Source organism: Actinospica durhamensis (genome assembly GCF_018139695.1).
Lineage (GTDB): Bacteria > Actinomycetota > Actinomycetes > Streptomycetales > Catenulisporaceae > Actinospica > Actinospica durhamensis.
Map to the genome: position 1 here is coordinate 13,924 of NZ_JAGSOG010000002.1, position 21,115 is coordinate 35,038.

Below are 21,115 nucleotides of genomic sequence, written 5' to 3' on the forward strand. Positions count from 1 at the left end.
CCCTGATTCCCGCACGGCCCTGATTCCCGCACGACCCCGACAGCGGAAGGCAGTACCCCGATGAGCCACAGCCCCGCGCGCGCCGCCCGCTTCGTGCTCGACCCGGCCTTCGAGGTCGGCCGGGTCGACCCGCGGCTGTTCGGATCCTTCGTCGAGCACCTCGGCCGCTGCGTCTACACCGGGATCTACGAGCCCGGCCACCCCGCCGCGGACCGCGACGGCCTGCGCACCGACGTGCTCGAGCTCATCCGCGAGCTCGGCGTCACCGCGATCCGCTACCCGGGCGGAAACTTCGTCTCCGGATACCGCTGGGAGGACGGGGTCGGACCGCTCGAGCAGCGCCCCCGGCGGCTGGATCCGGCATGGCGCTCGATCGAGACCAACGCGTTCGGACTCGGCGAGTTCATCAATGCCCTGCGCAAGATACCGGGCAGCGAGCCGATGCTCGCGGTCAACCTGGGCACCCGCGGTGTCCAGGAAGCACTCGATCTGCTCGAATACGCCAACCACCCGGGCGAGACCACCTTGTCGGACCAGCGCGCCGCCGCCGGGGACAAGCAGCCCTACGGGGTCAGGCTGTGGTGCCTGGGCAACGAGATGGACGGCCCCTGGCAGATCGGGCACAAGAACGCCGAGGAGTACGGACGCCTGGCCGCGGCCACGGCCTGGGCGATGCGCCTGATCGATCCCGACATCGAACTGGTCGCCTGCGGAAGCTCGACCCGCGCTATGGACACCTTCGGCACCTGGGAGGCCACCGTCCTGGCCCACACCTACGACCTCGTCGACTACATCTCCATGCACGCCTACTACGAGGAGAAGGACGGCGACCGCGACTCGTTCCTCGCCTCCGCCGCCGACATGGAGGCGTTCATCGACGGGGTGGTCGCCACCTGCGACCACGCCGCGGCCGTGCGCAAGTCCGGCAAGAGGATGCGCATCTCCTTCGACGAGTGGAACGTCTGGTACTCCACCCGTCCGGGAGCCGGCCCCGAAACCCGGGAGTGGGCCGAAGCCCCGCGGCTGCTCGAAGACGTCTACACCGTCACCGACGCCGTGGTGGTCGGTTCGATGCTCATCGCCCTGCTGCGCCACGCCGACCGCGTCGCCATCGCCTGCCTCGCGCAGCTCGTCAACGTCATCGCCCCGATCATGACCGAGCCCGGTGGGCCGGCCTGGCGCCAGACCACGTTCTTCCCGTTCGCCGAGACCGCCAAGTACGCGCGCGACGCCCGCGTCCTGGCCGTCAACGTCCACGCCCCCACCCACGAGACCGCCAAGCACGGAAGCGTCCCGCTCGTGCACGCCACGGCAGTCACCGCGGCGGACAGTGAGCACGCACCGGTGACGATCTTCGCGGTCAACCGCAGCCAGAGCGAGGCGCTGCCCCTACAGGTCGACCTGCGGGGCCTCGACCACCTCACCCGCGTGATCGAACACGTCGGCATTCACGATGAGAACCCTGATGCGGCCAACACCCTGGCCGAGCCGGAACGCGTCGCGCTCAGACCGATCGAGGGCAGCGCGGTGACCGTCACCGGTGCGGGCAGGGCCCTGACCGCGACGCTCCCGCCCCTGTCCTGGAGCCTGATCCGGCTCGGCTGAACCCGGCCACGTACGCGTTCTTACACGTTCCAGGAAGCCGGGCTCCACCGGCTTGCGAACACCACCGCGACGAACGGAACGGAGCACCAGCCATGCCGACGCACACCCGAACGCACCGCCCCCAGACGTCCGCCCGGGCGCCCGAACGCCGCCGGCCGAAGACCCTTGCCGCGGTGCTCACCGCCCTGCTCGTCGCGGCGATCGGCCTGGCCCTGAGCCTCACCGCCTTGAGCAGGCACGCGGCCGCCGCCTCGGCCCCCGCTCCCGCGACACCGGCCGACTCGATGGCCACCGTCGTCACCGTCAACGGCCAGCCGATCCCGGTGAGGGAGTTCGAGCTCTTCTTGGCCCAGGACCGCGCCGCCACCTTCCAGCACTTTCAGCAGAAGTACGACGACAACGACGGCGCGAACTTCTGGACCACGCCGTACGGCGGGCAGACCCCCACGCAGTACCTCGAGCACCAGGCCGTCGCCGACGCCACCAGCGCGACCGTGCAACTGCAACTCGCCCGGACATACGGCCTGGCCGCGGATATCGGCTACCCGGCGTTCCTGAAATCCCTCGCCGCCGAGAACACCCAGCGCCGAGAGGACGTCAAGAGCGGCAAGCCGATATACGGGCCCGAGCAGTACACGGAGACGACGTACTTCCTGTACGAGCAAAGCACTCTCGCCACCGAGCTCACGACGACACTCACGAGCCGCAACGTGATTCCGGTGACCGATGCCGCGCTGCGCGCCTACTACGCCGCACACGCTTCGGACTATCAGACGACGTCGACCAGCAAGTCGGTGGTCGCCGGCCCCCAGTCCGCGCCGGGGCTCGAGTCCTTTGACCAGGTCAAGAGCGAAGTCGAGCAAGACTACGCGACGTACGCGTACGACGCGTTCGTCGCCCGGCAGGCGGCCGCTGCCACCGTTCGGATCGATCAGCGAGAGCTGAGCTCCATCGATGTGAGCTGATACGGCTCGTCCCTCGTCTCTCGACTTTCATCTCCCACCCCTGATTCTCCACCGTCCGAGGAGTCGCGATGACGCGTGCGCGCGTCGGCTCTCGCAGGCCGGACTGCCTCCTCTCGGCACGTGGCCCGCCCCGCCCGACTGGGCCAAGCCGATCCGAGCCCTCGCGGGCGACAGCTCCACTGCACCTCACGCACCACCAGAGAGCACCAACCCTCTGAAAGGGGACAATGATGTCCACTGCGCGAAAGCGGCTGGCCCTCGTCACAGCCGTCGCGCTCAGCCTGGCCGGAATGAGCGTGGTCACGGCCACCTCCGCCCAAGCCGCGTGCAGCACCTACTACGTCTCACCGACCGGCAGCGACAGCAACACCGGTTGCAGCACAAGCGCCCCGTGGCAGTCGTTGGCCCAGGTCAACGCGACCACGTTCGCAGCCGGTGCCCAGGTCCTTTTCCAGGACGGCGGCTCGTGGACCGGGACGCTGCATCCGCTCGGCTCCGGCACCAGCGGCAGCCCGATCGTGGTGTCCAACTACGGCTCGGGCTCGGCCCCGATCATCGCCGGCGCCGGGGCGGCCGAGGCGGTCTACCTCGACAACCAGTCCTACGTCACCATCGAGAACCTGGAGATCACCAACACCGCCGCCACCGCCGCCGTGCGCAGCGGGATCGAGGTGCAGAACGACACCAGCGGCATCCTGTCCGGCATCTCGATCATCGACAACGACATCCACGACGTCCTCGGCTACTGGAGCAGTTCCGAGGGGGTGCAGCCGACCAACTCCTCCGGCATCGCCTTCAACCTCAACGACTCCTCCACCACCAACGGGTGGAACGGTGTGACGATCCAGGGCAATACCCTGACGAACACCGACGTCGGCGCCATCTACCTCGGCTCGCTCAACGGGACCGGGCACAACATCGCCACCAGCAACGTCGTGATCGAGAACAACACGATCACCAACGCCGGCGGCAACGACATCGTCTGCGTCTACTGCGCATCGCCCCTGGTGCAGTACAACGTCGCCTCCGCCAGCGGCTGGCGCTACTCGGGCGCCGGCCTGTGGACGGCCCTGTCCACGAACGGCGTCTGGCAGTACAACGAGGTCACCGACCAGGGCCGGGCCGGCTCCGACGGCGAGGCCTTCGACATCGACCACGGCACCAGCGGCACGATCCTGCAGTACAACTACAGCCACGCGAACCCCTACGGCTTCCAGGAGTACTGCTGCGGCGGAAGCACCGGAGCCGCCACCTCGATCGTCCGCTACAACATCAGCCAGAACGACGGGGCCTCGAACTCGGTGCTCCCGCACCAGGCGTACGTGGGGACCGGCAGCACGGCGAACTTCTACAACAACACGATCTACCTCAGCGCGTCGGACAACGCGCCGATCTACGGTGACGCCGCCCCCACCGGGCTCAACTACGACAACAACATCTTCTACAAGCTCGGGACGGGCGGCTACGGCACCGGCGGCACCTGGAGCCACAACGTCTTCTACGGCAACCACCCGACGTCAGAACCCTCCGACACCGCCAAGCTGACCACGGATCCGTTGTTCTCCTCGCCCGGCGGCGGCGGAAACGGTCTCGCCTCGGCCGCGGCGTACGAACTCCAGGGCGGCTCGCCCGCGCTCGGCTCCGGCGAGCTCATCAGCGGAAACGGCGGCCTCGACTTCTTCGGCAACGCGGTCTCGTCCACCGCGGCACCGAACCGCGGCGCCTACAACGGCAGCGGGGTCTCCGCCGCCACGCTCCGCGGATACTGGACCTTCGACGAGGGCACGGGTACCACGGCCGCCGACAGTTCCGGCTCGGGGCACACCGGCACGCTCGAGGCCGGCGCGTCCTGGACGACCGGGGTCGTCGGGGCCCACGCCGTCAGCCTGACCGGAGCGAGCAACAGCTACGTCGACGTGCCGGGGCCGGTCGTCGACACCAGCCAGAGCTACACGGCCGCGTTGTGGGTCAAGCTCAACTCCGTCACCGGCTCGAACCAGACCTTCACCAGCATCGACGGCACCAACATCAGCCCGTTCTATCTGCAGCTGACCAGCGGGAAGTTCGCCTTCGTCGCCCGCAGCAGCGACTCGACCAGCTCGACCGCGACCCAGGTGACGGCGACGTCGGCCGCCACCGCGGGCACCTGGTACCAGGTCACCGGCGTCTACGACAACAGCGCGCACACCCTCGCGCTCTACGTCGACGGCACCCTCCAGGGCACGGCCTCGTTCTCCTCGCCCTGGACCGCGTCCGGAGACACCGTGATCGGGCGCGCGAAGTGGAAGGCCGCCAGTGTCGACTTCACCAACGGCGCCATCGACGACGTGCACCTGTACGCGCAGGCGCTCAGCGCGAGTGCGGTCGCCGCGCTGGCGGCCGAGTAGCCGGTGAACGCCGGGTAGCAAGGCGGTTCAGAGCACTTCAGGGCAGTTGAAAGCAGTTGCGCGACAGGCGGTGTGGGGCGTGCGTGCGCGCCCGGCACCGCCTGTCTCCTTGGCGAATCGCGCAAGATTTCTGCTCGTTTCTGAGCGATTCATTGATCGAACAACCAGATCTGTGCAGGATGAAGCCACTCAATCGGGAGCCCTCCGGGGCCGTGAGTGGCTGGTCGTGCTCGCTGTGCGCGGCTCGCCCTTCGCGCGAGACAGAGAGAAAAACGACCGACACTATGGCGAACCTTCTGAGCGAGACGATCCGGCGGCACAAGGCCGGCGCGGCCGCGGGTGTGTACTCGGTGTGCTCGGCTCATCCGCTGGTCCTGGAGGCGGCGATCCGCCAGACGCTCGCCGATGGCGGGTACCTGCTGGTGGAGGCCACCTCCAATCAGGTCGACCAGTTCGGCGGATACACCGGCATGACGCCGGCGGACTTCCGCGACCTGGTCCTGGAACTGGCCGACCGCTTCGGGCTCGAGCGCTCGCGCGTCCTGCTGGGCGGGGACCACCTGGGCCCGAACCGCTGGCGCGACCGGCCGGCCGAGGAGGCGCTCGCGCTCGCCGAGGAGCTGGTGGCCGCGTACGTGTCCGCCGGCTACACCAAGATCCACCTCGACTGCAGCATGTCCTGCGCCGGAGATCCCGAGCCGCCCGGCGACGAGCTGGTGGCGGCGCGCGCGGCCCGGCTGCTGCGGGTGGCTGAGCAGGCGCAGTCCGCACGCGTGGGGCGTGCGGACTGCGTCTACGTCATCGGCACCGAGGTGCCCGTGCCGGGCGGCGCGCACGAGACGCTCGAGCGGCTCACCGCGACGCCCGCCGCGGCCGCCCGCCACACCCTCGAGCGCCACCGCGCCGCGTTCGCCGACGCCGGGCTCGAGGACGTCTGGCCGCGCGTGGCGGCCCTGGTCGTGCAGCCGGCCGTCGAGTTCGACCACCTGCAGGTCATCGACTACGACCGGGCCGGCACGCGCGAGCTCCTGACCGTCCTCGAAGACGAGCCGCACCTCGTCTTCGAGGCGCATTCCACCGATTACCAGACCACGGCGCACCTGACCGAGCTGGTCGAGGACCACTGGGCGATCCTCAAGGTCGGGCCCGGACTGACCTTCGCGCTGCGCGAGGCACTGTTCGCGCTGGCCCGCATCGAGGACGAGCTGCTGCCCGCCGACCTGCGCTCGAACCTGGTGGACGTGGTCGACGCGGTGATGCTCGCCGAGCCCGGCTACTGGGAGGGCTACTACCCGGGAACCGCGGCCGAGCAGAAAATCGCCCGCCGATACAGCTACAGTGATCGTCTGCGCTACTACTGGCCGCACCCCGAGGTGGCGGCCGCCGTCGAGCGCCTGATGACCAACCTCTCCGCGCTGGACATTCCGCTGCCGCTGGTCAGCCAGTTCCTGCCGGAGCAGTTCGCCCGCGTGCGCGCGGGAGAACTCGCCGCGACGCCGCACGAACTGGCGGTGGACAAGGTGCGCGACGCACTGCGCCCCTACGCGGCGGCGACCGCCGGTGCCGCGTGGCCCGGCACCGACAAAGAAATCACCGAGATTCCCGAGACCAGCGAAGCAGGAGAGCCCGTCCATGTCTGACGTCGCAGCACTCAAGACCGCGCTCTCCGGCACGGCCACGTACGGCGAGATCCGGCAGCAGCCGGACGTGTGGCGCGAGACCGCGCGGATCCTCACCCAGCGCCGTACCGAGCTCGACGCCTTCCTCGCGCCGCTGCTCGCCCGCGAGAACCTGTGCATCGTGCTCACCGGCGCGGGGACCTCCGCGTTCATCGGGCAGATCGCCGCGCCCTCGCTCGGCGAGCGGCTCGGCCGGCGGGTCGAGGCGGTGGCCACCACCGACCTGGTCTCGCACCCGAGCGCCTACCTGCCCAAGGACGTCCCGACGCTGCTGGTCTCCTTCGCCCGCTCCGGTGACTCGCCCGAGAGCACGGCGGCCACCGAACTGGCGGACCAGCTGCTCGGCGAGGTCAACCACCTGATCGTCACGTGCAACGGCGACGGGGCTCTGCACCGCGCCCACGCCGCGCGCCCCGGCTCCTTCGTCCTGCTCCTGCCCGAGCGCTCGCACGACGTCGGCTTCGCGATGACCTCCAGCTTCACCTCGATGCTGCTGTCGGTGCTGCTCGCCTTCCGCGGCGACGACGAGGCCACCGTGGAGGCGCTCGCCGCCGCGGCCGAGGGCCTGCTCGCGCAGGAGGAGTCGATCGCCCGGCTCGCCGCCACCGTCCCGCAGCGCCTGGTCTACCTGGGCGGCGGTCCGCTGACCGGCCTGGCCCGCGAGTCGGCGCTCAAGACGCTGGAGCTGACCGCCGGACAGGTGGTCGCGTACTACGACTCGTCCCTCGGCTTCCGGCACGGTCCCAAGGCCGTGCTCGACGCGCACTCCCTCGCCGTCGTCTTCCGCTCCGCCGACCGCTACAGCAGCGCCTACGACGAGGACATCGTCAACGAGCTGTGCGCGTCGATCGGGCGGGAGCGGGTGCTGACCGTCTCCGCCGGCCCGGCGGGCGCGCAGCCGACCGCGGGTCCGGACTGGGTGCTGCCCGGGCTCGACACGCTGGACGACGCGTACCTCGCGGTCGCGTTCGTCGTGTTCGCGCAGCTGTTCGCCCTGTACTGCTCGGCCGCGCTCGAGCTGACCCCGGACAACCCGTTCCCGGACGGCAACGTCAACCGCGTCGTCAAGGGTGTGATCATCCACCCCCTGGTCGATGTGCCGGCGCGGGGCGCCGCGGAACTCCGGCGATGACGGCCGCGTACTTCCTGGGCGTCGACGGCGGCGGCACCAAGACCGCCTACGTCGTGCTCGACGGCACCGGACGGACCGTGGCCGAGGTGGTCGGCCCGAGCTGCTACTACTTCGCCTCCGGGATCGAGCTGCTCGAGCGGGTACTGACCGCGGGCGTGGCCGAGGTCACCGCCGCGGCCGGGATCACTCCGGACCGGCTCGACCACGCGTTCTTCGGCCTGCCCGGCTACGGAGAGAACAGCGCGGACGTCCCGCTGGTCGACGCCATCGTGCGCGGCCTGCTCGGGCACGACCGCTTCACCGTGGACAACGACATGGTGGGCGGCTGGGCCGGGGCGCTGGCCGGCGGGGACGGGATCAACGTCGTCGCCGGCACCGGGTCGATCGCGTACGGCGAACGCCGCGGCGTGGGACACCGGGCCGGCGGCTGGAGCGAACTGTTCGGCGACGAGGGCTCCGCGTACTGGGTCGCGGTCCAGGGGCTCAACGCGTTCAGCCGGATGAGCGACGGACGCCTCCCGCGCGGGCCGCTGCACACTCTGCTCGCCGCCCGGGCCGGCATCACCGCCGACCTCGACCTGGTCGGCGTGGTCGTCGACCGGTGGGGCGGACGGCGCGCCGAGATCGCCGCACTGTCCACGGCCGTCGTCGAGGCGGCCGACGCGGGTGACGCCGCGGCCGGCGCGATCCTGCGCCGGGCCGGGGAGGAACTGGTCGCGCTGGTCCAGGCCTGCCGTGAGCACCTCGGCTACCAGGACGGCGAACCCGTGGACGTGTCGTATTCGGGCGGCATGTTCTCCGCCCCGTCCTTCCACCAAGCATTCACCCAAGCCCTTCAGGCCGCAGGGCCTGAATACCTGCTCCGTGCACCGGCGTACGGCCCCGTGGTGGGCTCCGCCCTCTATGCGATGAAGCGGCACGGGGCCGCACTTGCCCCGCCTCTCGGCGGGTCCGCACCGAACCTCGAAGGAGAGGTTATCGATGTCTGATATCCAGACGGCGCCTGCCGCGCAGGCCACCGAGGTCAATACCCTGACTCGGAAGATAGGCCTGTTCCAGGCCGTCACCATCAACATGAGCCAGATGTGCGGCATCGGTCCGTTCGTGACCATCCCGCTGATGGTGGCCGCGTTCGGCGGACCGCAGGCGATCATCGGCTGGATCGTCGGCGCGATCCTCGCCCTGGCCGACGGACTGGTGTGGGCCGAACTCGGCTCCGCGCAGCCCGGCTCCGGCGGCACCTACGTCTACCTGCGTGAGGCGTTCCAGTACCGCAGCGGGCGGCTGATGCCGTTCCTGTTCATCTGGACGGCGATGCTGTTCATCCCGCTGATCATGTCCACCGGTATCCAGGGCATGGTGCAGTACCTGCAGTACCTGTGGCCCTCGATGAGCACCGGCCAGGGCGACATCCTCGGGATCGGCCTGACCGCGCTGCTGGTGCTGATGCTCTGGCGCAAGGTGGAGAACATCGGCAAGCTCACGGTCGGCATGTGGGTCGTGATGATCATCTGCGTGTGCGCCGTGATCCTCGCCTGCTTCACCCACTTCCACCCGTCGATGGCCTTCACCTGGCCGCACGGCGCGATCTCGCTGACGCACGGCTCGTTCTGGATCGGCTTCGCCGGCGGCCTGACCGTGGGCGTCTTCGACTACCTCGGCTACAACACGACCGCCTACATGGGCGCCGAGATCAAGAACCCCGGGCGCAACATGCCGCGCTCGATCATCTTCTCGATCCTCGCGATCGGCGGCATCTACCTGGTCATGCAGATCGGCGTGCTCGGCGTGGTGCCGTGGCGGGACATGCTCAACACCAACAGCATCGACTCCACCTCGATCGGCGCGGCCGTGCTGCAGCAGACCTGGGGCAAGGGCGCGGCGCAGGTGGTCACCGTGCTCGTCGTGATCACCGCCTTCGCCTCCGTGTTCACCGGACTGCTCGGCGGTAGCCGGGTGCCGTTCGACGCGGCGCGCGACGGGATGTTCTTCCGCTCCTTCGGGAAGCTGCACCGCAAGCACGGGTTCCCGACCGTGGGCCTGCTCGTGATGGGCGCGATGACGGCGCTGAGCTTCCTGTTCGCCCGCCACATCGGCAGCTCCGCCTCGCACCCGCCGCTGTCCGTGCTGATCTCGCTGCTGACCACGGTGATGATCATCGTGCAGTCGATCGCGCAGATCGTCGCGGTGCCCGTGCTGCGCAAGCGGCAGCCGAACCTGGCCCGGCCGTACAAGATGATCCTCTACCCGCTGCCGACCATCGTGGCCGGCATCGGCTGGGCCACCATGTACCTGTGGTCGGACAAGGCCAACCCGGGCGTGCACCCGATCGAGTGGTCGCTGGCGTGGCTGGCCCTGGGCTGTGTCGCCTTCCTGATCTGGGCGCGCAAGGAGAAGTCCTGGCCGTTCGGGCCCAAGGAGATCCGCGAGCAGTTCCTCGAGGAGCAGGCGCGCGACGCCGAGCCCGCACTGGTCGGTTAACGCGACCCGCACCACGACGCGCCCCATCCGTACGCGCCGCCCGCTTCCTGGGCGGCGGGTACGGATGGGGCGTTTAGGCTTGGGGGAGAGCCAGCACAGCCCCGGGGGCCAGAGCGGAGGAAGACCACCCGTGCAGCCGTCCGACCCGGACACCACGCCGCGCACCGCCGGCCGCAAGCGCTCCGAACGGATGCGCAGGCTGCTCGCGCTGCTGGCCGGCCGGGTACAGGAGGCGCCGCTGACGCTGGACGAGCTCGTCGCCGAACTGGGCGTGTCGAAGGCCACGCTCCGGCGGGACCTGGCCGCTCTGGAGGACGAGCAGCTCGTCGTACGCACGCACGGCGGGGTACGGGCCCGCGAGGGCGGGGCGCTGGAGATCCCGGTGCGGCTGCGCACCGCTCAGGCCAGCGTGGCCAAGCAGGCGATCGGCCGGGTCACCGCGCGGCTGATCCCGTCCGGGGAGCAGCACACCCTGGCCGTGTGCGGCGGCACCACCACCACCGAGGTGATCCGGGCCCTGCGACGCCGCACCGGGCTCACCGTCATCACCAACGCGCTGCCGCTCGCCGCGGAGGCCGCCGCCTGGTCGAACATCAGGGTGATCATCACCGGCGGGCTGGTGCGCGCGCACTCGCTCGAGGCGGTCGGACCGCTGTCCGAGGGCGCCTTCAACTCCTTCACCGTGGCCACGGCGGTACTCGGGGCCGACGGCGTGAGCGCCGAGCACGGGGTGACCACGCACGACGAGACCGAGGCCCGGGCCAACCGCGCCATGCTCTCGCGCGCGCAGCGGGTGATCGTGGTCGCCGACGGCACGAAGATCGGGAGGTCGACGCACGCGCCGCTCGCGGACCTGGCCCGGGTGGACGACCTCGTCACCGACAAACACGCCGACGCCGCGGAGCTTGATCGCATCCGCGGCGCCGGCGTGAGAGTGCACGTGGCCTGACTCGGCTCGTCTAACCGAGCGTCAGCAGCCTCCGCGTCCCGTTCCCGCCCAGCGCGACCGGGGAGCGGCGCAGCGACAGGGGCAGGGCGTCGCCGTGCGCGGCGACCATCGCGTCGCACAGCTGCCAGATCTCGTCGACGGTGAGCACCGCCGCGGTGGCCGGGTCCGCCATGGCGGCGTGCCTGATGTGCCGGGGCTCGCCCTCCACGGCCGCCGCGACGACGAGTTCGACGACGTTGAGAAAGTGCCGGTTCGCGGCCGCCAGCTGCGGCGGCAGCGCTCCGACGTGGTGCGGGTGCACGCCGAGCCGGTCCACGGTGGCCGGCACCTCGACGGCCGCGCCCTCCGGCAGGTTCGTGATGAGCCCGGTGTTGGGCGTGGTGACCTGGATGATGCGGTGGGTGCCGGTGGCCATGCTGTGGATCACCTGCGGGGCGTACTCGGCGGCGTCCGCCTCCCACGCGTCGGGCAGCACGGTGCCGGCCTCGAGCCCGGCCCGCAGCGCCGCGTACTCGGTCAGGTTCTCCGCGCTGATCCCGAGGTAGTCGTCGACCGGGATGCGCAGCCGGTCGATCTCGCTGGGGTGCCTGAGGTACCAGGGCACGTACTCGCTCGAGTGCTCGCTGGTCTCGGTGGGGTAGTAGCCGAGCCGGCGGTACATGTCCACCCGGACCCGCCGGGCGAGCTCGGCGTCCGCGTCGATCGCGGCGTCGAGCGCCGGGTAGAGGTCGCGGCCCTGGTGCTGCCAGCGCAGGATCCACGCCTGGTGGTTGACGCCCGCGGACAGGTAGTCGACCTCCTCGTGCGGGACGCCCACGATCTCGCACAGGCCGCGCACGGTCCAGTACACCGAGTGGCAGAGCCCGGCGACCTTCAGCCGGGGCGCGACGGCCGCGAGGAACTGGATGTTCATCGCCATCGGGTTGGTGTAGTTGAGCAGCCAGGCCTGCGGGCAGACCTCGGCCATGTCCACGGCGAGCGCCTCGAGCAGCGGGAAGGTGCGCAGCGCGCGGAAGATCCCGCCGATGCCGAGGGTGTCGCCGATGGTCTGGCGCAGCCCGGCGGCGGCCGGGACGGTGAAGTCGGTGACGGTCGCGTCGTGGCCGCCCACGGCCACCATGTTGACCACGACGTCGGCGCCGGCCAGCGCCGCGCGCCGGTCCACGCTGGTGGTCACGGTCGGCGCAGCGCCCAGGGCCGCGGCGGTCTGCGCGGCGAGCGCGGCCGCGACCTCGAGCCGCTCGGGGTTGATGTCGTGCAGAGCGATCGCGCAGTCGGCGAGCTCCGGGAACGAGAGGATGTCGTGCAGCAGCTGCCGGGTGAAGACCACCGAGCCGGCGCCGACGAAGGCAATGCGGATCACGCCAGATCTCTTTCAGGTGCGGTGAGCGGAAGTACGTACAGCGGGAGGGTGTGCATCCAGGTCAGCCCTTGAGGCCGGACATGCTCATGGTCTGCACGAACTGCCGCTGCGCGAACAGGAAGGCGAGGATCAGCGGCGCGGTGGCCACCACGTTGCAGGCCATGAGCTCCTGCCAGTCCACGTGGTGCGCGCCCTGGAAGTTGATCAGGCCGAGCTGGATGGTGAACTTGCTCGGGTCGTTGATCGCGATCAGCGGCCACAGCAGGTCGTTCCACGAGTTGAGCAGCGTGAACACGGCGAGGGTGGCGAGCGCCGGGCGGGCTAGCGGCAGCACGATGCGCACCAGGACGCCGAGCGTGGTCAGCCCGTCGATCCGGCCGGCCTCCTCCAGCTCCTTGGGCAGCGACAGGAAGAACTGCCGCATCAGGAAGACCCCGAAGGCCGAGGCGAGGAAGGGCACGAACGCCGCGCCGAGCGTGTTGATCAGACCCAGCTTCGAGAACATGAAGTAGGTCGGGATCATCAGCATCTGGGTCGGGATCATGATGGTGGCCAGCAGCGCCACGAACGCCACGCCCCGGCCGCGGAAGGACAGCCGCGCGTACGCGTAGCCGCCGAGCGAGCACAGCACCAGGTGGCTGGCGATCGCCACGCCCGAGACGATCAGGGAGTTGAGCATCCAGTGCAGCACCGGCGCGTCCTGGAACAGCCGGACGTAGCCGCCGATGTGCAGCGAGCTCGGCAGGAAGCGCGGCGGGAACCTGTTGATGTCGCCGTTGTCGGTGAACGAGGTGAGCACCATCTGCAGCAGCGGCAGCATGAACAGCAGCGAGAGCGGGGCGAGCAGCAGGTGCCAGCGGCTGAACCGCGGCTTGCGGCGCGCGGTGCGGCCGCGCCGGGGAAGCGGGGAGGTGGGGGTGGTCTCGGCCATCAGAACGCCTCGATCTTGCTGCGTCGGGAGTAGGCGACCAGACCGAGCGTGAGGAGCAGCGTCGCGGCGAACAGCGCGTAGGCGGCCGCCGAGCCGTAGCCGTACCTGGAGAGGTTGAACGCCTCGTTGTAGATGAAGTACACGACGGTCTGGCTGGCGCCGAGCGGCCCGCCGTGCGTGGTGGTCAGCACGAGCTCGAAGATCTGCAGCACCGAGATCGTCTCCCAGATCCCGACGAACACCGTGACCGGCGCGAGGCTGGGCAGGATGACGTGGCGGAACTGCTGCCAGCCGTTGGCGCCGTCCATCCGCGCCGCCTCCAGGCAGTCCTGCGGGATGTCCTGCAGGGCCGCGAGGTAGACGATGACGGAGAAGGCGAGGTCGCTCCACAGGTAGATCACCGCGATGACCCACATGACCTCGTGCGGGTCGGTCAGGAAGCCCTGGCGCGGCAGGTCGAGCACCCGCAGCACGTTGTTGACCAGCCCGAACTGCGGGTCGAAGACGAAGTTCGCCAGGATGCCGGTGGCCGCGGCGGAGACGACCATCGGCACGAACAGCGCGGTGCGGTAGAACGCGATGAAGCGGATCTTCCGGTTGAGCGCGACGGCGATGAACATGCCGAGCACGAGCACCACCGGCACGTAGAGCACGGTGAACATCACCGTGTGGTCCACCGCGGCGCGGAAGTCGGGGTCCTGCACCATGTTCGAGTAGTTCGCCCAGCCGATCTGCTGGGGCGGGGTGAATCCGTCCCAGTGCTCGCGGGAGATCAGGAACGCCCAGCCGGCCGGGAACAGGGTGAGTCCGAGGATCACCAGCGTGGCGGGCAGCGCGAAGGACCAGCCGGTCAGGTTCGCCACCATGCGCCGTCGCCGCCGGGTGTAGGTGCGTCCCGTGTCGGTGCTCGCCACGGTGCCGGTCGCGAGCTGCCCGCGTTCGCCGCGGCCGGCGCGCGTGGCCTTGTCGTGGTCGGAGATGAGGAGGCCGTTTTTCATGGCGCGGCCTCAGTCGCCCTGCTTGAGCGCGACGTTCGCCTGGGCGGCCGCCTGGGCGAGCGCCTGCTGCGGGGTGCTCTGCCCCTGCAGTACCTCGGCGATGGCCTGCCCGACGGCCTGCGAGAGACCGGTGTAGCCGGGGACGGTCGGGCGCGCGGTGGTGGCGTTCTGCAGGTTCTGCTCCAGCACGTCCGTGCCCGGGTACTCCTTGGCGTAGGCGGCGAACTCGGGGCTGGTCACCTCGCTGCTGCGCAGCGGCAGGTTGCCCGTGGCCAGGTTGAACTGGGGGTCGATGGCGGCGGAGGTGAGCCACTCGGCGAACTGGTAGCTCCAGTAGGAGCGGTCGGCGTCGTGGTGGTCGAACAGCGTCCACACGTCCGGACCCGAGATGGTCTGGTGGCTCGTGCCGTTGAAGGAGGGCAGGTAGGTCACCCCGTAGTCGAGGCCCGCCGAGACGTTGTCGGCCAGCTGCCACGGACCGGTCATGATCATGCCGATGAGCCCGGACTTGAACAGGTCGGCGTACTTGTCGTCGTCCTGGGACAGGTAGACGGACTTGTCGTCGACGGCCATCTGCTGCAGGAAGGTGAGGGCGGAGACGCCGGCGGGGGAGTCGAAGGCGGCCTTCTGGTTGTCCGGCGTCAGGATGCTGCCGCCCTCCTGCCACAGCAGCGGCCAGAAGTGCCAGGTGGTGTCCTCGCTGCCGGAGACGGAGTAGGCGGTGCCGTAGATGTTCTTCGCCGGATCGGTCAGCTTCTCGGCCGCGGCCCGGAACTGGGCCCAGGTCCAGTCGTTCGTCGGATAGGGCAGGCCGGCCGCCTGGAACAGCTTCTTGTTGTACATCAGGCCTATGTTGTCGACCACCGCGGGGAAGCCGATGACCTCGCCGTTCGGGGTGGCGGTCTGCCGGGCCGCGGGCGGGAACTCGTCCCACTTCACCGACGGGGCCTTGACCTGGTCGGTCAGGTTCAGGGTGCGGCCGGACTCCTGGAGCTCGGTGGCCCAGGAGCCGAAGGTGTAGGAGATGTCCGGGTAGTCCCCGCTGGTGAACGCCGCGGTCAGCTTGGGCAGCAGCTGGTCGGTGGTGGGCGCGCCCGGGTAGAGGTCCACCGTCACGTTCGGGTGCAGCGCGTGGAACTGCTTGGCCAGCCCCTCGAGCACCTTTTCCGGGGCGATGTCCTGCCCGCTCCAGATCGTGATCGTGACGGGCTTGTTCACATCCAGGGTGCCCGAGCCGCCGGAGGAGGAACAGCCGGCGGTCAGTGATGCCGCGAAAAGGACAGAGGCCATGGGGAGGGCCTTGAAAGCTCTGCTTGGCACGGATCGATCTCCTCATCGTCGAGGTGGGCGAGTGAACGGGGTGGCGTCATTGAACAAGGCGGCCGGAGCAGGGACAAGATCCACAGGTGTTTCGCTCAATCCCGTTGCGCGTTTCGCGCACCGCGGCGCCCGCGCCCGAACCCGCACCCTCGCTTGGCAGCCTCTGGACCGGCCCGGTAGAGTGCCGAGCGTCGCGTGGGAACGCGACGGTAGAGGTACGCCCATCCGGTATGCCGGCCACAGCCGAGAGCCCGGACCGAGTCGCCAGGACCGCAGCCGGATTCCGAGGCGGGGACGTGCCCTCGAACACAGTGGAGCCCGGCATGCGCCTTCTCGATGCCGCAGCACTCGGTTTCCCGTCGACCGCCGCGAGGTCCGCGACCTACGCGACCTGCGCCCGGAGCAGGCACAGGCAGATCTGCCGCCCAGCTCCCGCCGCCCGCGCGCCTCTCGCGCCGCGCGCCTTCTGACGATCCGCCGACCCCGCCGTTCCCGCAGGCCGATTCCGCCTGCCGGTGCGACGACGGCCGGACGCGGGCGTCATCGCGCGCGGGTCCGGCCGCCGAGCCTTGGAGAATCCGTTGTCCCGAACGAGCAACACCACCGCCGTCGTCATGCACCGCTCACAGCGGGTGGCCGTGATCCTGGAGCGGCTGGCCGGCGGCGCCACCCTCGACGTCGCCGGGGTGGCCGACGACCTGGGCGTCTCGGTCGCGACCGTGCGCCGCGACCTGACGCTGCTGGACGAGCAGAACCTGTTGGTGCGCACCCGCGGCGGGGCCGTCGGCTGCGCCAAGTCGGCCTGCGAGGTGCCGGTGCGCTACCGCGAGGCCCGCGGCCGCACGGCCAAGCGGGCGATCGCGCGCACCGCGCTGCGCTGCCTGGCCGCGGGCCCGCAGGTGCTGGCGGTCAACGGCGGCACCACGACCTGGGAACTGGCCCGGCTGCTGGCCACCCGCTCCGAGATCACGGTGGTGACCAACGCGCTGAACATCGCGCAGGTCCTGGTCGACCGGCCCCGGGTCAAGCTGGTGGTGACCGGCGGAGTGGCCCGCTCCACCTCCTCGGAACTCGTCGGCCCGTGGGCCGAGCGCGCCTTCAGCGGCGTCACCGTGGACACCGTGTTCATCGGCGTGGACGGGATCGACGAGACGGGCCTTTCCACCCACGACGAGGCGGAGGCCCACATCAACGCCGTGATGATCGAGCGGGCCCGCCGCGTCGTGGTGCTCGCCGACGGCTCGAAGATCGGCCTGCGCCACCGCGCCCACGTCGCCGACCTGGCCGCCGTGGACGAACTGGTCACCGACCCGAGCGCCGACCGCGCTGTCCTGGCCGACCTCGCCGCGCGCGGGGTGAACGTCCGGGTGGCCGAGGCCGCGGCCGAGACGGCGCGAAGGTAGTACCCGGTGAGTTCGGGCGCTGCGACGTACTGATCCGCGCGGCGCTATCATGCCGACCACGGGTTTCTAACGAGTGGGGGACCAGAGCTGTGGCCTTCTCGGATATCGCATCCTTCGATCCCGTCCTCGCGCAGGAAGCCGAGCTGCACGAGTACCTCGCGGTCACGCATGACTACATCTCCGAGGTCTCGCCCGACCTTCCGCTGCCCCGGTACGACGCCTTCGTCGCCGAGCTCAGGAATCCGGCGACGGTACGCGGCCCGCGTGAGTTCTGGGTGGCCCGCCACGCCGGCCGTATCGTGGGAACCGCGGAGTTCACCTATCTCAGCCACGAGAACAGCCGCTACGCGCTCGCGCAGGTGCGCGTGACCCGCGACGCCCGGCGAAGGGGCGTCGGCAGCGCACTGCTCGCCGCCGGTCTGGAGCGGGCGAAGGACATGTTGCGCGACAGCGTCATCGCCTACAACCTGCACGACGGCACTGCCGGCCTCGCATGGGTCCAGGCTCTCGGATTCACCGTGGTCCAGCGGTTCGTCTGGCAGACACTTCACGTCGGCAAGGCGGATCCCGCCCTCTGGAGCGTCCCCGTCCCCGACGGATTCCGGATCGAGCGCTGGACCTGCAGCGCCCCCGATTCCATCGTCGAGTCGTTCGCGCGGGCGCGTACCGCGATCGAGGACGCACCCGGGGGAGCGTCCGGCGTGCGCCCACCGGCCTGGACGGCCGCCCGCGTGCGCGAAAACGAGCGCGGTTTCACCGCGGAGGGCGCGGACCACCGGTGCGTCGTCGCCGTGCACGAAGAGACGGGCGAGGTGGCCGGGCTCACCGAGATCGCGATCATCCCCGCCCTGCCGGACACGTGCTTCCAGGCGGACACCGCGGTACTCGCCGAACACCGCGGCCGCGGGCTCGGACGGGCGATGAAGAGCACGATGATGCGCTGGCTCGTCGCCGACCGCCCGACCCTCGCCGAAGTGCGCACCACCACGGCGGCCGACAACGTCCACATGATCCGGGTCAACACGCAGCTCGGCTACGAGACCACTGCCACCTTGAACACGGTCGAAGCCGCCGTGGGGCAATTGGACTTCGGCCTGTATCAGGGTACAGAGAGAGTGCCGGAGCGTTATACTCGCTGACACCGCGCGGGGAGAAGGTTCAGGTCAGGCGCGGCAGGCCCAGGGGAGGGGCTCGCATGAGTTTCAGTGCCACGCGACTCACTTGTTTCGCTCTGATATCCGCACTCGAAGAAGACCTCAGAAACGAGATCAGGGCGAACGCCGGTCCGGCGGACGTCGAGCGGTTCCTGTCGCCCGATCGCTATGAGAAGGTGAAGACCCGCCGGGCCAAAGACCACGGACTCCATCCGTCTCCCGGCCTGAGCTCACTCCTGCCGTATCTCGACTTCGCCGACAGCCACGAGCTGATGATGAAGCTCAAGAAGGACGTCCCGGCGGAGCTTCGCGAGCCCCTCGCCCAGCTCGACAAGAGCATGGCCAAGCTGGTGGACATCAGGAACCGGGTCGCCCATACCCGGCCGATGGAGATCGACGACCTGCCCTTCGTCCTGGATCTCGCCGAAGAGATCGTGCGGCGGCGCTCCGATCGTTGGGAGAACCTCGCCACGACGCTCGAGCATCTGAGCCAGGATCCCGCCTATGTGCTCGGCCTGAAGATCGACCTCACCACGGACCCGGACCCCTCACCGCAGCACAACCTGCCGGTACCGGACTTCGACGAGACCGGGTTCTTCGGCCGGCAGAAAGAGCTGGCCCGGATCAAGAAGGCCGTCAAAGGGGCCTATCCGGTCGTCTCGATCCTGGGCGACGGCGGCGTGGGAAAGACCTCAATCGCGTTGAAGGTGGCCTACGACCTGCTGGACGACAAGGACCAGAGGTTCGACGCGCTGGTGTGGGTGACGGCCAAGGCCACCGTGTTGACGGTGAACGAGATCATCCGCATCAACGACGCGATCGAGAGTTCTCTCGGACTGTTCGCCGGCGCCGCCGCTCAACTCGGGGCTCAGGGATCCGGGGAGAGCATGATCGACGAGGTGCTCTCCTACCTCGAGCACTTCAAGATCCTGCTCATCCTCGACAACCTGGAGACCGTGCTCGACAGCCGTCTGCGCGAATTCCTGCTTGATCTGCCCCTCGGCAGCAAGGTCATCGTGACCAGTCGCATCGGCTTGGGCATCGAGAACCCGGTGTCGCTCTCGCCGTTGTCGGTCGAGGACTCCGTACGGCTGCTGCGAGCCCTGGCGCGCACGCGCGGGGTGCGGGCGCTGGACCGCATCGGCCAGGACAAGGCTGCCGAGCTCGTGAGTGCGATGAACGGCCACCCGGCCTATATCAAGTGGTTCGTCTCCGGGGTGCAGGCAGGCCGGCGCCCGGAGGAACTGCTCTCGAGTAACGACCTGCTCCTGGACTACTGCATGTCCAACGTCTACGAGTTTCTCACCGACGAGGCACCGCAGATCCTGAAGTCCATGCAGGTGCTGCCGGGCATCCGGGGACAGGCCGAACTCGCGTTCCTGAACGACTACTCGGCCGCCAAGATCCAGACGTCGCTGCTGTCGCTGCTCACGACCAATTTCGTGCAGATGCAGACCAGCAGCATCGGGCAGAGCCTGGAGAGCTCCTACGAGCTGACCGACTTCGGGCGCCAGTACCTGGAGAAGCGCCATCCCGTCGACGCTGCGACCCGCACGTTCTTCCTCGAGCGCAGCAGAACCCTCATGAGCCTTGGCGCGACCATCCGGGCTGAGGCGTCGGCCTCACCGTACGACCCGCGGACGATCGACATCCGCGGCGTAGGGGATTTCAGCGTCGCGCGCCTGCTGCGGGATGCGCTGAGCAGCCACGACAACGGCCAGACGGATCGCGGCCTGGAGCTGTGCCGAGAAGCCCAGCGCTTGGCGCCGGGCTACTACGAGGCCTGGCGAGTCGAGGGATTCATCCAGACGGAGCGCTCGGACTACGCGGCCGCGTTGGCCTGCTACGAGCGGGCCCACGAGCTGGTGCAGGGCCCCGGACCGGTCAACTTCTTCTTCGGATCGTTCTTGATCGAAGAGGGAGGTGACCCGGCGCGGGGGCTGGCTCTGCTGCAGAACTCGGCGCCGGCGGATGACGTGCATCCCGTCGTGGCCACCCAGATCGCCTGGGCTCATCTCCAGCTGCGCGACTACCGTGCCGCCGGCGAGCGGGCGTCGCTGGCCCTGACTCTGCGCCCGATCACGCCCGGCGAGGCCATCAGCGCTCTCACTATCGGCCTGCGCTCGATCTTCTACGAGGCGCGATTCCAGGCCGAGCAACTGGAGCTGTCCCAGTGCCTGAGCGAGGTCGAATCCGCCGTTGCCATCGCGGCGCTGATCCGAGTGGAACTCCTGGCCGGCGAGCCCGCGGACCGGCTTCTGCAGCTCGTCGAGCTCGTGCAGGACGAGCGGGACAAGCTGCCGGACGGCGATCCGCTCAGCACCGTCGCGGACGAGCTGGTCGCCAAGATCCGCGATCGGATCCGGTGCGTCGAGCCGGACCTGCTCAGCCGCCGGATCGGGGTGTTGAAGAACCGGGTGGCCGACAAGTACTTCGGATTCATCTCCAGTTGGGGTGCGGACTACTTCTTCCACTTCAACGACCTGGAGCAGGCGTCGGATTGGGAATTCCTGGCCGCGGGCGTGCCGGTCGCCTTCTTCCCCACAGCCAGGAACCTGCGCGGCGAACGCGCCGAACGCGCTACCACCGTCCGGTGGCTCGGGTGACCCCGCCACCCCGGGGCGAGAACGCCTTGGCCCCGGGGCGCCCCCGGCGGTAGCTCACCCTCGCGTACTGCTTGAACGCGCTCTCGTCGGTCACGCCAAAAATCCCCACGGCGACGCTGCCCGCGCCCTGATCGCCCGGCTC

General features: G+C 69.6%; 15 protein-coding genes. 11 read left to right on the forward strand and 4 right to left on the reverse strand.

The features are described 5' to 3' along the window. The first annotated feature begins 60 nt into the window (after positions 1–60). From arfA to KDL01_RS00645, 8 genes are all read left to right on the forward strand, one after another. Positions 61–1,605: an arabinosylfuranosidase ArfA gene (gene arfA / locus KDL01_RS00610; RefSeq protein ID WP_212526272.1), complete on the forward strand. Its 1,545-nt coding sequence runs from the start codon at positions 61–63 to the stop codon at positions 1,603–1,605. A gap of 92 nt (positions 1,606–1,697) precedes the next feature. Further along, a complete protein-coding gene (locus KDL01_RS00615) occupies positions 1,698–2,570 on the forward strand; it encodes a hypothetical protein (RefSeq protein WP_212526273.1) in 873 nt (290 codons plus the stop codon). A 230-nt stretch (positions 2,571–2,800) separates the two neighbouring features. Further along, positions 2,801–4,957 (forward strand): LamG-like jellyroll fold domain-containing protein, encoded by a 2,157-nt coding sequence (locus tag KDL01_RS00620; RefSeq protein WP_212526274.1) that lies wholly within the window; start codon positions 2,801–2,803, stop codon positions 4,955–4,957. Positions 4,958–5,241: 284 nt separating this feature from the next. Continuing rightward, positions 5,242–6,597 carry a D-tagatose-bisphosphate aldolase, class II, non-catalytic subunit gene (locus KDL01_RS00625; RefSeq protein ID WP_246575727.1) on the forward strand — a complete coding sequence of 452 codons (1,356 nt, stop codon included), beginning with the start codon at positions 5,242–5,244 and terminating at the stop codon, positions 6,595–6,597. Next, positions 6,590–7,768: an SIS domain-containing protein gene (locus tag KDL01_RS00630; protein WP_212526275.1), complete on the forward strand. Its 1,179-nt coding sequence runs from the start codon at positions 6,590–6,592 to the stop codon at positions 7,766–7,768. Before KDL01_RS00625 ends, KDL01_RS00630 begins: the two co-directional genes overlap by 8 nt. Beyond that, positions 7,765–8,757: an N-acetylglucosamine kinase gene (locus KDL01_RS00635; protein ID WP_212526276.1), complete on the forward strand. Its 993-nt coding sequence runs from the start codon at positions 7,765–7,767 to the stop codon at positions 8,755–8,757. Before KDL01_RS00630 ends, KDL01_RS00635 begins: the two co-directional genes overlap by 4 nt. After that, positions 8,750–10,249, forward strand: coding sequence for an APC family permease (locus KDL01_RS00640; protein ID WP_212526277.1), 1,500 nt, complete (start codon positions 8,750–8,752; stop codon positions 10,247–10,249). Before KDL01_RS00635 ends, KDL01_RS00640 begins: the two co-directional genes overlap by 8 nt. 130 nt (positions 10,250–10,379) lie before the next feature. Further along, positions 10,380–11,198: a DeoR/GlpR family DNA-binding transcription regulator gene (locus KDL01_RS00645; protein WP_212526278.1), complete on the forward strand. Its 819-nt coding sequence runs from the start codon at positions 10,380–10,382 to the stop codon at positions 11,196–11,198. Between the two features lie 10 nt (positions 11,199–11,208). On the opposite strand, the gene melA is transcribed toward KDL01_RS00645, so the two are convergent. The 4 genes from melA to KDL01_RS00665 all read right to left on the reverse strand — a co-directional run bounded on the left by melA (position 11,209) and on the right by KDL01_RS00665 (position 15,780). Then, complete coding sequence (melA, locus tag KDL01_RS00650; RefSeq protein ID WP_212526279.1) at positions 11,209–12,561, reverse strand: alpha-galactosidase; 1,353 nt, start codon at positions 12,559–12,561, stop codon at positions 11,209–11,211. Positions 12,562–12,622: 61 nt separating this feature from the next. Then, positions 12,623–13,492, reverse strand: a complete 870-nt coding sequence (locus KDL01_RS00655) for a carbohydrate ABC transporter permease (RefSeq protein ID WP_212526280.1) — start codon at positions 13,490–13,492, stop codon at positions 12,623–12,625. After that, positions 13,492–14,490: a carbohydrate ABC transporter permease gene (locus KDL01_RS00660; protein ID WP_212526281.1), complete on the reverse strand. Its 999-nt coding sequence runs from the start codon at positions 14,488–14,490 to the stop codon at positions 13,492–13,494. The genes KDL01_RS00655 and KDL01_RS00660 overlap by 1 nt, the downstream gene beginning before the upstream one ends. 9 nt (positions 14,491–14,499) lie before the next feature. Next, the gene (locus KDL01_RS00665; RefSeq protein WP_212526282.1) at positions 14,500–15,780 is read right to left on the reverse strand and encodes an ABC transporter substrate-binding protein; all 1,281 of its coding nucleotides are present in this window, start codon (positions 15,778–15,780) and stop codon (positions 14,500–14,502) included. Between the two features lie 611 nt (positions 15,781–16,391). Here KDL01_RS00665 and KDL01_RS00670 point away from each other — a divergent pair. From KDL01_RS00670 to KDL01_RS00680, 3 genes are all read left to right on the forward strand, one after another. Next, on the forward strand, positions 16,392–17,213 hold the full coding sequence (locus KDL01_RS00670; RefSeq protein ID WP_246575729.1) for a DeoR/GlpR family DNA-binding transcription regulator: 822 nt from the start codon (positions 16,392–16,394) through the stop codon (positions 17,211–17,213). Between the two features lie 89 nt (positions 17,214–17,302). Continuing rightward, positions 17,303–18,352 carry a GNAT family N-acetyltransferase gene (locus tag KDL01_RS00675; RefSeq protein WP_212526283.1) on the forward strand — a complete coding sequence of 350 codons (1,050 nt, stop codon included), beginning with the start codon at positions 17,303–17,305 and terminating at the stop codon, positions 18,350–18,352. Positions 18,353–18,408: 56 nt separating this feature from the next. Beyond that, positions 18,409–20,973 carry an NB-ARC domain-containing protein gene (locus KDL01_RS00680; protein ID WP_212526284.1) on the forward strand — a complete coding sequence of 855 codons (2,565 nt, stop codon included), beginning with the start codon at positions 18,409–18,411 and terminating at the stop codon, positions 20,971–20,973. Positions 20,974–21,115 lie beyond the last annotated feature (142 nt).